The organism is Paracoccus sediminicola, from assembly GCF_027912835.1.
Taxonomy (GTDB): Bacteria; Pseudomonadota; Alphaproteobacteria; order Rhodobacterales; family Rhodobacteraceae; genus Paracoccus; species Paracoccus sediminicola.
In genome coordinates this window covers 2,996,107-3,009,430 of the sequence record NZ_CP115768.1, presented here as the reverse complement: position 1 = coordinate 3,009,430, position 13,324 = coordinate 2,996,107, and the positions used below count along the sequence as shown (strand labels likewise).

Here is a 13,324-nt window from a genome sequence, read left to right as displayed (position 1 = left end):
GATCAGGCCGCCCCGCTGATCCGGTGCGGTGAGGCAACGAATTCCTTTTTCGACGCCGCATAGCAGTCCATCAGAGCGCCCAGATCCACTTCGCCGACGCGGCCGTTCCGCACCTCGATCTCGTTTTGATGGCACAAATTCGCGAAGCTGCCGAAGCCCAGATTCGACGCGCTGCCCTTGAGGAAATACAGATCGCTTTCCAGCTGCGACGGGTCATCCTGCCGCAACCGCATCACGATGCCTTCGATTTCGTCCAGAAACAGTTCGACCACCGAAGCGAAATGATCCGCGCCGAGTTCGTCATGCAGTTCCGCGACCCGCTTCCAGTCGATCATGATCCATCCCGATTCGCCTGTCCGGAACGAGCATAGCGCAACCCGTTTTCACGAGTGTTAACAGCGCTCCAACCCTTGTGAGATTGGTTAAAACAGCCTAATCGGGGGCGAAATACGAAAGGACTCGCCCATGACCGCGCCGAAGAAAGTCGTGCTTGCCTATTCCGGGGGCCTCGACACCTCGATCATCCTGAAATGGCTGCAGACCGAATATGGCTGCGAGGTGATCACCTTCACCGCCGATCTCGGTCAGGGAGAGGAACTGGAACCGGCGCGCAAAAAGGCCGAACTGCTGGGCATCAAGCCCGAGAACATCCATATCGACGACCTGCGCGAGGAATTCACCCGCGATTTCGTCTTCCCGATGTTCCGCGCCAATGCCGTCTATGAAGGTCTTTACCTGCTGGGCACCTCGATCGCCCGCCCGCTGATCTCGCAGCGGCTGGTGGAAATCGCCCGCCAGCACGGCGCCGACGCGGTCGCCCATGGCGCCACCGGCAAGGGCAATGATCAGGTCCGGTTCGAACTGTCCTGCTACGCGCTCGACCCCAATATCCGCGTGATCGCCCCCTGGCGCGAATGGAACCTCTCCAGCCGCACCAGGCTGATCGAATTCGCCGAGGAACACCAGATCCCCATCGCCAAGGACAAGCGCGGCGAGGCCCCGTTCAGCGTCGATGCCAACCTTCTGCACACCAGCAGCGAAGGCAAGGCGCTGGAGGACCCCGCGGTCGAGGCCCCCGAATATGTCTATCAGCGCACCGTGAACCCCGAGGATGCGCCCGATCAGCCAGAACATATCGAGATCACCTTTGAACGCGGCGACGCCGTGGCCATCAACGGCCAGCAGATGTCCCCCGCGACCATCCTGACAGAGCTGAACGATCTCGGCCGCAAACACGGCATCGGCCGGCTCGATTTCGTGGAAAACCGTTTCGTCGGCATGAAGTCCCGCGGCATTTACGAAACCCCCGGCGGCACCATCCTGCTGGAGGCCCATCGCGGGATCGAACAGATCACGCTGGACGCGGGCGCGGGCCATCTGAAGGATTCGCTGATGCCCCGCTATGCCGAGCTGATCTATAACGGCTTCTGGTTCTCGCCCGAGCGCGAGATGCTGCAGGCCGCCATCGACAAATCGCAGGAGCACGTCACCGGCACCGTGCGGCTGAAGCTCTACAAGGGGTCGGCGCACACGGTCGGCCGCTGGTCCGACCACTCCCTTTACTCCGAGGCCCATGTCACCTTCGAGGACGACGCCGGCGCCTATGACCAGAAGGACGCGGCAGGGTTCATTAGGTTGAATGCGCTGCGGTTGAAGTTGATTGCGGCAAGGAATGGGCGGGTTTGAGGGGGGCCTTCCGTTTAGCTACGCCCGATACAATTGCTGATCTAACCCGTTCGCGCATGAAATCATCAAAAGCTCGAGCCTGCCGCAGTATACGGTCTCCCTTGGCACCAAACGCTGCGGCTGATCTTTTAAGATAGGAGTAGAACGTCCAACTACGATAGTCGCTGGTCAAGTTCGACTTCTTGACCTTGCTGAACCGCTGGGAGAACAGCGCGTAGTCAAAACTTCCGATCAATGCAACTGCGTCTATCTCCGCATTCTTCTCAATGTGCCGCCGCGCATCGCGTTTCGCCGCACCAGCTACCTTGCTGTAGAACCTGGAAATAGTGCTGTCACGTACATAGACACGCCGTCCATCGTACCGGAAACCCAAGTACTCGAATCCATTCTTTGCTGCCTCGTCGGGCCTCTGTTTCAAATGGTGGAACCGCAGCCCGCCAGGCGCTCGCTGGAATTGCGCAACACAGGTCTTGGCGTCTTTGATTCGCAGCTCCGGCCCATGCTTGCGCATCTCAGCCGTGGCGAAGTCGATGGCGGCCCGTGCTTCAGGGCTCCCCCCGGGCAGGATCATCAAAATGTCATCCGAGTAACGCATGTAGCGCCCGTCCCTAGCTCGGGCGTACTCAGCCATCACCGCGTCAAACTCCAACATGTAGAAGTTCGCGATCAGGTCTGAGATCGGCGCACCTTGCGGGACACCATGCGGGAGGACGTTCTTCTGGACGAGCGAGGGACCGTGCTTCGGATCACCGCCGCAAATCTTGGCGCGGAAGTCCGCGTTGGAACATAGCTGCTTGGGCATATCGCGGAAGGGCATCAGAAAGCCCGGGATCATGTGCCCGTTGCGCTCCCGCAGCCCAAAATAGCCAAGCCGCGAATAGACAGAGCGCTGATCAACATATCTGTACTTGGTGATGTTCTTGAAGACCGCGTAGTGGTCCGGCGGCAGTTCTTCGACGCCCAGGAGGTCGCACCAAATGCGCTTGATCCGTTTGTGGTCCAAGTTCTCAAAGTAGCCTTTGACGTCGAGCGCAACCGCCACGCAATCCCCGAGCCGGTCGATTTCATCGAAGGCGTCCTTGGCGAGGTCGATGTTGCATTTCCCGCCGCCCCGCCCCGGCTTCAACACCTGCCGGTACGCTATTGGGCAATCCTCAATGCCCATCTCCCGGAGGCGCGCCTCATATAGGCGGGAGAGTTTCCGTCGGTAGAAGGCAAAGAGGTAGGCGTCTCGCCGCGCGCCGTATCGGATCGGTCGCGTCTTCTTATCTGGCTTGGCCGCATCCGTAGAGCGGTACGGTTGCCATGACTCTTCATAGAGGAAGAAGGGGTAGAAAGAGTTGGCTGCCACCTTCTTCGGGTCTGTGACGAGGCGGCGAATTTCTTTCAGCGTGATCGGCGCATCGAAATGCGGATAGTGCTTGAGGTCCTTGGCGGTGAAATCAAACTCGTCTTCCATCGGCCTCCGCGAGAGGGGGCAAGAGCATCGAGTCAACGCACCGACCCTTAACATCTCCGCCCCCGCCGTTCTGCGGTGTGCGTTCGTCTTCGACGTGGTCGTGTATACTGTGAAGCACCTGGCAATGTGGTATTGCCAAATTGCCGCAAAGCCGCCCGCGTGGCTGGCGAGAGGAGCCCGAATGATCGAACTCGCGTCATGCACCGGCTGCGAAACTGGCCTTGACAGTTTAAACACGTAACTGAAACACCCCCAATCGGGCGCCATATGTTAAAGATGTGAGCGGACTTTAGCCAGTTCAAGACATTGCGTACAAATTTTGGAACCCGCCCGTTACAAGCCATTTTAGCACAACGGGCAGCGACGACCGCCGCCCACGCAAAGCCCGCACACACCAAGTCAAACGCAAAATTCCCGTGCACGCCCTGTGTATAACCTGTGTACGCGCGGTGTACGCTCTGTGCGCCCCGAAATCCCGGCAATTTCAGGCCCAACCCCGCCTCACCCCGCCGCCACGCAACACCCTGCGCACGCTCCCCGTTGCGCTTCGCCGCCGCTCCGGTCAGACTGCGCGGCATGAGTGATCCAACCCGCCCCGCCCGCATCGCCATCCTCACCGTCTCGGACCGCACCGCGTCGGGGGAATATGAAGACAAGGGCGGCCCCGGCGCCGAGGCATGGTTGCGCGAAACCATTGTTTCTCCTGTGAAAATCACCCGCGCCATCGTCCCCGACGGGCGCGAGGGCACTGCCGCGAAGCTGCGCGAGCTGGCCGAATTCGCCGACCTGATCCTGGTCACCGGCGGCACCGGCCCCGCCCCCCGCGACCTCACGCCAGAGGCCGTGTCAGACGTCGCAGAACGCGAATATCCCGGTTTCGGCGAAGAAATGCGCCGCGCCTCGCTGCGCGAGGTCCCGACCGCGATCCTGTCCCGCCAGACTGCCGTAAGTGTCGGAAAAACCTTGATAATCACGATCCCCGGCAAGCCCTCGGCCATTGCCACCTGCCTGAACGCCGTCTTTGCCGCGGTGCCCTATTGCCTCGATCTGCTGGGCGCCGGCCACATCGAAACAGACCCCGCGAAAATCAAGGCCTTCCGCCCGAAGAAGCAGCCCTAGTCCCGCCCGCGCCCGACCCGGGCCAGCAGCACCACCGGCAGCAGCCCGACCAGCACGATCGCCAGCGCCGCCAGCGCCGCATCTTCATAGGTGCCGCGCGCGGCCTCTCCGTAAAGATGTGTTGCCAGCGTCTCGAAGTTCAGCGGCCGCAGCAGAAGAGTCGCAGAAAGTTCTTTCATGCAATCGACAAAGACCAAAAGCCCCGCCGCCGCGAGCGCCCCGCGTGACAGCGGCAGATGCACCTGCCACAGCACGCCGGAAACCCCCTTGCCGAGAGTCCGCGCGACATGGTCATAGCTGCGCGGCACGCGGCTGAACCCGGCCTCGACCGAGCCGACCGATATGGCCAGGAAACGTGCTAGATAGGCATAGCCAAGCGCCGCCCCCGAGCCGATCAGGATCAGACCTGTCGAGATGCCCAGAATCTCTCGCGCGGATGCGGCGATCCAGCGGTCCAGCCCCGCGACCACCACGAGGATCCCGAGCGCCAGCACCGTGCCCGGCATTGCGTAACCGAGCGTCGCCACGCGCTGCGCCACCAGCACGGCGCGGCGCGGGAAGGCACGAGCGGCATAGGCAATCACCACGCCGGAGATCAGAACTGCAGAGGTGGCAATCGCCGAGAGCAGGAAGGTATTCCGCGCCTCGATCAGCAGATCGTCCGACAGCCCGGCAAAGCTGAACCGACGCCATGCCTCGATGGCGAGGTAAAGCGCCGGGGCCAGAAAACCGAGGGCCACGGGAAGCGCGCCGATCAGAAAGGCAAATGCGGCTGCCCGCCCATGCAGCTCGCGCGGTGCGAAGCTGCGGCTCCGCTGAGTGCTGCTGGCGTAGCGCTGGCGGCGGCGCGCCCATCGCTCCAGCGAGATCAGCGCCACCACCAGAACCAGCATCGCCAGCGAGATCTGCGCAGCACCCGGCAGGTCGGAACGGGTCACCCAGGTCGTGTAGATCGAGATGGTCAGCGAGCGGACGCCAAGAAATTCTGACGCGCCGATGTCGTTCAGCGTCTCCATCAGCGCGAGGCTCACGCCGACGGCGATGGCCGGGCGGGCCAGTGGAAGGGCGACGCGACGAAACACCTGTCGCCTTGTCGTGCCGAGCGCGCGGGCGGCCTCGACCAGATTGGCCGACTGGGTCATGAACATCGCCCGCGTCGGCAGATAGACGTAAGGGTAGAGCACGAGGCTCAGCAGCAGGATCGCGCCGGGCATCGACCGAATATCGGGAAGACGGAACTCTCGCGGGCTGTCATAGCCCAGCATGTCACGCACCAGCTCCTGCACCGGGCCAAGCGGATGCAGCAGATCGAGATAGGCATAGGCGACGATATAGGTTGGCACGGCGAGCGGCAGCAGAAGCGCCCATTCCAGCACTCGCCGACCGCAGAAATCATAGGCGGTCACCAGCCAAGCGCAGCCTGTGCCGATCACGGCGACGAGCACCCCGACCCCGGCCAGCAGGGTCAGGGTCTGACTGATCGCATGTGGCAGCACATTCTTCGCCAGATGCAACCAGAGACCCTCCGAGCCGCGCGATGCCTCCCATGCCAGAGCCAGCACCGGAAGCAGGACGAGTGCCGCAATCGCATAGGCCGCAAAGACCCAGACCCTCCCGCGCGTGCGAGAGGGTCCGGCGAGCTCGTGCGTCCCGGTGGCGGCGGCAGTCACCTCGTGCCGCCGCGCGCAGATGATTGCGGGAAGCGGCCACGCATCAGTTGTCGAAGCCGACCTTGTCGACCAGCTCGCTGGCCTGATCGCGATATTCGACGATCTCGGTCAGCGGGACACTGTCAACGGTCAGCTCGCCGAAGGATTCGACCATCGGATCGACCGGCGCGCCGGGCTTGACGGGGTGTTCGTAATTCGCCTCGGCATAGATCTTCTGGGCTTCGTCCGAGACGAGATATTCCAGCAGCTGAACCGCCTCATCCTTGTTGGCGGCGTATTTGGCCACCGCAGCACCGCTGATATTCACATGGGTGCCGCCATCTTCGAAAGTCGGCAGGATCACCTTGATCGCATCGCCCCATTCCTGCTGCTCTTCTCCGCCGGCGCCCGACCGCATCCGGCCGACATAATAGGAGTTCGCCACTGCGATGTCGCAGATGCCGCCGAGGATGTCCTTCGCACCGTCACGGTCGCCGCCGCCGGCCTTGCGGGCGAGATTGGCCTTCATGCCGTTCAGCCATTCCTCGGTCGCCTCGGCGCCGTGATGGGCGATAAAGGCCGAGATCAGCCCGGTATTGTAAGGATGCTGGCCCGAACGAATGCACAGCTTGCCTTCCCATTTCGGGTCTGCCAGCTCTTCATAGGTGATCGCATCGAGATCGAGATCCTTCGCCGCATAGACGACGCGGGCACGGGTCGAGAGGGCGAACCAGTTATTTTCCGGACCGCGCAGGTTTTCCGGGATGGATTCTGTCAGGACTTCGGACTCAACCGGCTGGGTCAGGCCCTTTTCGACGAAGTCGGCCAGCTTGCCGACATCGACCGCCATCAGCACATCGGCGGGGGAGGCTTCGCCCTCGGCCTCGACGCGCTCGGCCAGGCCGTCCTTCAGGAACACGGTGTTGACGGTGACGCCGGTGGATTCGGTGAAGGCTTCCAGAAGCGGCTCGATCAGCCCCGGCTCACGCGAGGTGTAGAGGTTGAGCTCCTGCGCCGAGGCGGCGGAAGCGGCGGAAAGCAGCAGGGTGCTCGCCGCGATGGTGCCATGAAGAGCGGTCGATTTGACCATGAGACGGTCCTCCGATGAATGAATGGTAGGGCCAAAGTGAATCAGCCGGTCCCGAATACGTTTACTTAGTTTTTCAGTCAAGTATTATTCGGGCAGTTGCTCAGAGGGGAAGAACAGTCTCTTCTGCGGAAAATTCATCTTCGAAAACATGTATTTGCGCGCCATTCAACCGCAACCCGACCTTTTCGCCGACCTCCATTGGGATGCGCTCATGGCTGTGCATCCGCAGCGGTTCGAACAGCGGATGAACGCTGATCTCGATCTGCTCGCTCTCGCCGGTGAAGGTTTTCGACACGATCCGGGCAGAGATCCCGCCCCCATCCGGCTCTATCGACAGTGCCTGCGGGCGGATGCAGGCCATGACCGCGGTTCCGTCTGCCACCTTCAGCGCGGCGGGGAAGCGCCCGATCGCGGTCTCGATCTCGCCCGCCCGCCAGATCCCGGCGAGCCGGTTGCACGGACCCATGAATTCCGCCGCGTAGATCGAGCTGGGACGGTCATAAATATCGAAAGGCGTGCCGATCTGCTCGATACTGCCCTGTTTCATCAACACGATCAGGTCGCCCACGGCCAGCGCCTCTTGCGGATCGTGGGTGACGAGGATCGCCGTCGTCCCAAGCTGGCGAAGAATGTCCAGTGTCTCGCGGCGGACCCTCTCTCGCAGCCCCTGATCGAGATTCGAGAAGGGCTCATCCATCAGCAGGATCTCGGGCTGCGGCGCCAGGGCACGGGCGAGGGCCGCGCGTTGCTGTTCGCCGCCGGAGAGAGAATGCGGATAGCGGCTGAGCAGATGCGTGATGCCGATCCGCTCGCTGATCCCGGCGATGCGCGCGGCGCGCTCGGCCCGACCGAGCGCTTGCAGACCAAATGCGAGATTCTCGGCAACGCTGAGATGGGGAAACAGCGCATAATCCTGAAACATGAAGCCGATGCGGCGCGATTCCGGTTCGGTGAAGCAATCCGGCCCGACGATGCGCCGCCCGCCAATCTCGATCACGCCGTCATCGGGGCGGTCCACGCCGGCAATCAGCCTCAGCAGCGTGGATTTGCCACATCCGGATTCCCCGAGCAGGCAGGTGATCCGGCCCGCCGGCACAGTGAGCGACAGCGCCGGTAGCACAGTGCGCGTCCCAAAGCTGCGCGAAACCCCGTCGAGACGAAGCGCATCGGGTTGAGCTGAGGACATATTTCGACTCCGTGCCGTTCGCGCGCGACCCCGCAATGCCGCGCGAGGGCTGTCGGCTGTCTTGACCGCCGATCGGAGGCACATACTACGAGCAGACACCCCATCGCAACGGGGCGCGGCGATTCGCGCCGAATGGGCCGACCCCATGCCGTACACGACGCATCACGTTACGTTCAGTCATTTCTGAACGCACTTGACCCGGCACGACCCCCTTCTTACCTCCGCCACATTCAGAACCGGGCCAGGCATGACAGCGATATCCGACATCAGGGCCGATTTCATCGAGAAGGTGGGCCAGATCACGCAGCGTGAAAACATGCCGCGCATCGCGGGGCGCGTGCTCGGCCTGCTGATCTTCGACGGCAAGCCGGTCGCGTTCGGCGATCTCGCGCAGGAGCTTCAGGTCAGCCGCGGCAGCATCAGCTCGAGCGTGCGGATGCTGGAAGATCGCGGAGTCATCCGGCGTATCGGCCTGCCCGGCGAGCGTCAGGATTTTTTTGAACTCGCCGCGCCGCCCTTCGCCGGATTCCTGGAGGGGGCGCTGAGGCGCATCAGACAGACGCGCCGGGAAATCAATGAAACGCTCGACGCCCTGCCCGACGATGCGCGCGGCCCGCAATGCCGCATCAAGGCCTATAGCGATTTCTACGCAACGATCGGCATGGCCCTTGGCCACGCGCTTGAACAGGATTTGGCCGCTGACCGGGTGTGATCCCGTGGCCTCACCGGAGTTTCCGATGACCGATGACACTACCCAACAGGCGGAACGCCACACGCTTTCGTTCAAAGACGACAAAGGCGCATCCCGCTCGACCTGGATCGCTGGGGCGATCCTGATCGGGATCGTCGGCTGGATGGGCAGCGGCTTCATCTTTCCGTCGAGCGATGCATCCGAGCCGCGCAGCGCGCAGACGGAACCCGCCCCGGTCGCGGTGGCGGTGCAGCCCTCGCGCGCCGAAGAGGTCACGCTGTTCTTTCAGGCCGAAGGTCAGGCCATGCCGGATCGCGACACCGCGATCCGCGCCGAGGCGTCGGGCGATGTTGCCGAGTTGCTGGCCAGCAAGGGCGACGAGGTTGCAAAGGGCGAGGTTCTGGCCCGGCTGACCACCGATCAGGCCGAGGCCGATCTGCGTCGCGCCAGACAAGAGCAGGAGCGGGCGCAGCGGGAGTTCGACAATGCCACCGCCCTGCGCGACCGCGGCGTCGCCACGCAGGACCGGGTGTCGCAGGCCACCGCGACGCTGGCCTCTGCCGAGGCCGCCGTGACGGCCGCCGAAGAGGCGCTTGAGCGGACGAGCATCGTTGCCCCCTTCGACGGGCGGATCGAGACGCTCACACTCGACGAGGGCGAATATATTGCCGCGGGCACCGAGATCGGCCGCATCGTCGACAATCGCCCGCTGACCGTCTCGCTTCAGGTGCCGCAGCAGGCGCTGAACCGGATCAGCGACGGCCAGCCGGCGGAGGTCACCTTCATCACCGGCGAGAAACGCGAGGGCGAGGTCAGCTTTGTCGGCACCTCAGCCGCCAGCGAGACCCGCACCTTCCTGACCGAAATCACCGTTCCGAACGAGGATGGTGCGATCCCGGCGGGCATCTCGGCCGAGATCGTCATGCCGACCGGGACGGAGCGCGCGCATTTCGTCTCGCCCTCGGTCATCTCGCTGAGCGCGGAGGGCGCGACCGGCATCAAGACGGTCGAGGATGGCAAGGTCGCCTTTTACGAGGTCGAGCTGGTCCGCGCCGAAGTGGACGGGCTTTGGGTGGCCGGTCTTCCCGACGAGGCTGTCATCATCACCATCGGACAGGGCTTCGTCCGCGACGGTGAGCCGGTGACCACCAGCGAAGCCGAGACCGAACCGGATGCCGCGCGCGAACTGGCGCAGGAGGCCACCGAGTGAACGGGATCATCGACGCCGCATTCTCGCGCAGCCGGGTCATGATCATGACGCTGGTCATGATCCTCTGCGTCGGTGCCGTGGCCTATGTCTCGATCCCCAAGGAAGCCAATCCCGAGGTGCCGCTGCCCCTCGTCTATGTCTCGACGACACTGGAAGGGATCAGCCCGACCGATGCCGAGCGCCTGCTGATCGAACCGATGGAGACCGAATTCGGTGCCATCGAGGGCTTGCAGAAAATGTCGAGCGAGGCGGCAGAAGGCTTCGCCAGCGTCCAGCTGGAATTCACCGCTGGCGGCGATATCGACGAGGCGCTCGACAAGGTGCGCGAAGCAGCGGACAACGTCGAAAGCGAATTGCCCGACGATGCCGACGACCTGAATATCGTCGAGATCAACACCGCGCTGTTCCCCATCATCACCGTGGTGCTGTCCGGCCCCGTGCCCGAGCGGACACTGAACGCGATTGCCGAAGACACGCAGGATGCGCTCGAAGGGCTGCCCGGCGTTTTGGAAGTCGATATGGGCGGCAAGCGCGACGAGTTCCTTGAGGTGCTGATCGATCCGACCGTGTTCCAGACCTATAATCTCAGCTTCGAAGAGGTCATCAGCACCATTCAGCGGAATAACCGGCTGATCACCGCTGGCGCCATCGAGACTGGCGGCGGCCGCATCGTGCTGAAGGTGCCGGGGCTGATCCAGGGTCTGGACGATGTGATGGAGATGCCGATCAAGGTCAGCGGCGATGCGGTGGTGACCTTCGGCGATGTGGCGACCGTGCGCCGCACCTTCGAGGACCCAACCAGCTTTGCCCGCATCGATGGGCAGCCGGCCATCTCGCTGGAAGTCAAGAAGCGGTCGGGCGCGAATATCATCGACACGGTCGCCGATGTGCGCAGCACCATCGCAACGCTTCAGGCTGACTGGCCCGAGACGTTGCGGGTGAACTATCTTCAGGATCAGAGCAAGGAGGTTAAATCCCTGCTCTCGGATCTTGAGGCCAATGTCATCGCCGCCGTGATCCTGGTGATGATCGTGATCGTCTTCGCCCTTGGTCTGCGCTCGGCGATTCTTGTCGGGCTGGCGATTCCGGGTGCGTTCCTGGCCGGTGTGACGGCGCTTTGGGCGATGGGCTATACGATGAATATCGTGGTGCTGTTCTCGCTCATCCTCGTCGTCGGGATGCTGGTGGACGGCGCCATCGTCACGGTCGAACTCGCCGACCGGCGCCTGCAGGAGGGCGCGACCCGCAAGGAAGCCTATGCCTTCGCCGCAAAGCGCATGTCCTGGCCAATCATCGCCTCGACCGCGACCACATTGTCGGTGTTCTTCCCGCTGCTGTTCTGGACCGGACTCGTCGGCGAGTTCATGAAGTTCCTGCCGGTGACCGTTCTGCTGACGCTGTTTGCCTCGCTGTTCATGGCGCTCATCTTCATTCCCGTGGTGGGCGGGGTGATCGGCAAGCGCCAGCCTCAATCCGCGAGCGCCAAGGAAGCGTTGCATGCAGCCGAGCTCGGCGATCCGCGCCGGATGGGGGGCTTTACCGGGGCCTATGTGCGGCTGCTGCAATGGGCGATCCTGCGCCCCGGCGCGACGGTGATTCTGGCCGTGGCGCTGCTGATGGGGGGCTTTGCGCTTTACGGCCAGTTCGGGCGCGGCCTGTCCTTCTTTCCCTCGGTCGAGCCGGAATTCATGCAGGTTCAGGTGCGCGCGCGGGACAATTTCTCGATCTGGGAGCGCGACACGCTGGTGCGCGAGGTCGAGGACCGGCTGCTCGGCTATGACGAGATCGACAGCGTCTATGCCCGCTCGACCATGAGCGCGGGGCAAGGCGATGAAGAAACCATCGGCACGTTGCAGCTCGATCTGATCGAATGGGACGAGCGCCCGACTGCTGCCGAGATCGGCGAACGGATCCGCAGCGATGTGGCCGATATTGCCGGGATCGATGTGCAGGTGCAGACCGAAAGCGGCGGGCCCACGCAGGGCAAGCCGGTGCAGCTTCAGATCGAAATCCGCGACCCCAAGACGCAGAACGCGGCCGTCGATCAGGTTCTGGGCATGATGGCGGAGATTGGCGGCTTTACCGACGTCACCGATACGCGCCCCCTGCCCGGCGTCGAGGTCTCGATCATCGTGGATCGTGCCGAAGCAGCGCGCTACGGCGCTGATGTGAGCATGCTTGGTCAGTCGATTCAGCTTCTGACGCAGGGCATCACCGTGACCGATTACCGCCCCGACGACACCGATGGCGCGCTTGACATCAGGGTGAGGTTCCCGCGCGACCAGCGTTCGCTGGCGCAGCTCGGCAATCTGCGCGTGCCGACCACAGCGGGGCTGGTGCCGATCTCGAACTTCGTCGCCTTCGAGCCGACCGAGCGGGTCGGCATCGTCCGCCGCGTCGACGAACAGCGCGTCGTCACCATCGAGGCGAATGTCGCGCCCGGCCTGCTGGTCAACGATCAGATCAACTCCCTGCAGGCGGCGCTGAATCAGGGCGACCTGCCTGAAGGAATCTCATATTCCTTCGAGGGCGAAGCCGAGGACCAGCAGGAGGCAATGACCTTCCTGATCGGTGCCTTCATCGCGGCGCTATCGCTGATGGTCATAATACTGGTTTTGCAGTTCAACAGCTTCTATCAGGCCTTCGTGGTGATGAGCGCGATCGTCTTTTCCATCGCCGGGGTGCTTCTGGGACTGGTCGTCACCGGACGGCCCTTCGGGGTGGTCATGGGCGGGATCGCGGTGATCGCGCTCGCGGGGATCGTGGTGAACAACAATATCGTTCTGATCGACACCTATAATGATCTGCGCCGCAGCGGTCAGAACCCGCTCGAGGCCGCGCTGCGCACCGGTGCGCAGCGTCTGCGCCCGGTGTTTCTGACTTCGGTGACGACGGCGCTCGGGCTGATGCCGATGGTGATCGGGGTGAACCTGAATTTCTTCACCCGCGAGGTCGTCTATGGTGCGCCCTCCACGCAGTGGTGGACCGAGCTTTCAAGCGCCATTGCGGGCGGTCTGGTGATCGCGACGATCCTGACGCTGGTCGTGACCCCGGCCATGCTGATGCTGGGCGAACGCCGCAGCGAAAAGCGCGCGGCAAATCGTAATGCCCGGCGCGATGCATCGCGCGGGCCGGATGCGCTTGGGGCAGAGGCGGCTGGGTCCTGAACAGGCCGCGCCCATCCCGGCATCAGCGCGCGGCCAATCGCGGTGAGCTGCGAAAGCGTGCCGCCGC

At 63.2% G+C, this 13,324-nt stretch carries 10 protein-coding genes; 5 read left to right on the top strand and 5 right to left on the bottom strand.

What is annotated here, in order from left to right:
* Window positions 1-2: 2 nt before the first annotated feature.
* Window positions 3-335, bottom strand: coding sequence for an Hpt domain-containing protein (locus tag PAF18_RS14725; RefSeq protein WP_271116439.1), 333 nt, complete (start codon window positions 333-335; stop codon window positions 3-5).
* A gap of 130 nt (window positions 336-465) precedes the next feature.
* Here PAF18_RS14725 and PAF18_RS14720 point away from each other — a divergent pair, with 130 nt between their 5' ends.
* Complete coding sequence (locus PAF18_RS14720; RefSeq protein ID WP_271116438.1) at window positions 466-1,686, top strand: argininosuccinate synthase; 1,221 nt, start codon at window positions 466-468, stop codon at window positions 1,684-1,686.
* On the opposite strand, the gene PAF18_RS14715 is transcribed toward PAF18_RS14720, so the two are convergent.
* Entirely contained in the window at window positions 1,631-3,145 is a 1,515-nt protein-coding gene (locus PAF18_RS14715; protein ID WP_271116437.1) for a reverse transcriptase domain-containing protein, read from the bottom strand. The two genes, PAF18_RS14720 and PAF18_RS14715, sit on opposite strands and share 56 nt — an antisense overlap.
* A 576-nt stretch (window positions 3,146-3,721) precedes the next feature.
* On the opposite strand from PAF18_RS14715, the gene mog reads away from it, so the two are divergent.
* On the top strand, window positions 3,722-4,264 hold the full coding sequence (mog, locus tag PAF18_RS14710) for a molybdopterin adenylyltransferase (protein WP_271116436.1): 543 nt from the start codon (window positions 3,722-3,724) through the stop codon (window positions 4,262-4,264).
* On the opposite strand, the gene PAF18_RS14705 is transcribed toward mog, so the two are convergent.
* The 3 genes from PAF18_RS14705 to PAF18_RS14695 all read right to left on the bottom strand — a co-directional run bounded on the left by PAF18_RS14705 (window position 4,261) and on the right by PAF18_RS14695 (window position 8,189).
* Entirely contained in the window at window positions 4,261-5,934 is a 1,674-nt protein-coding gene (locus PAF18_RS14705; protein ID WP_271116435.1) for an ABC transporter permease, read from the bottom strand. The genes mog and PAF18_RS14705 overlap by 4 nt on opposite strands.
* A 43-nt stretch (window positions 5,935-5,977) precedes the next feature.
* A complete protein-coding gene (locus PAF18_RS14700; protein WP_271116434.1) occupies window positions 5,978-7,003 on the bottom strand; it encodes a Fe(3+) ABC transporter substrate-binding protein in 1,026 nt (341 codons plus the stop codon).
* A gap of 100 nt (window positions 7,004-7,103) precedes the next feature.
* Window positions 7,104-8,189, bottom strand: coding sequence for an ABC transporter ATP-binding protein (locus PAF18_RS14695; RefSeq protein WP_271116433.1), 1,086 nt, complete (start codon window positions 8,187-8,189; stop codon window positions 7,104-7,106).
* 247 nt (window positions 8,190-8,436) lie between these two features.
* On the opposite strand from PAF18_RS14695, the gene PAF18_RS14690 reads away from it, so the two are divergent.
* The 3 genes from PAF18_RS14690 to PAF18_RS14680 are packed head-to-tail and all read left to right on the top strand — an operon-like array spanning window position 8,437 to window position 13,257.
* Window positions 8,437-8,901, top strand: a complete 465-nt coding sequence (locus PAF18_RS14690) for a GbsR/MarR family transcriptional regulator (RefSeq protein ID WP_271116432.1) — start codon at window positions 8,437-8,439, stop codon at window positions 8,899-8,901.
* Between the two features lie 25 nt (window positions 8,902-8,926).
* Complete coding sequence (locus tag PAF18_RS14685) at window positions 8,927-10,090, top strand: efflux RND transporter periplasmic adaptor subunit (RefSeq protein WP_271116431.1); 1,164 nt, start codon at window positions 8,927-8,929, stop codon at window positions 10,088-10,090.
* Complete coding sequence (locus PAF18_RS14680; protein WP_271116430.1) at window positions 10,087-13,257, top strand: efflux RND transporter permease subunit; 3,171 nt, start codon at window positions 10,087-10,089, stop codon at window positions 13,255-13,257. Before PAF18_RS14685 ends, PAF18_RS14680 begins: the two co-directional genes overlap by 4 nt.
* Window positions 13,258-13,324: the final 67 nt, after the last annotated feature.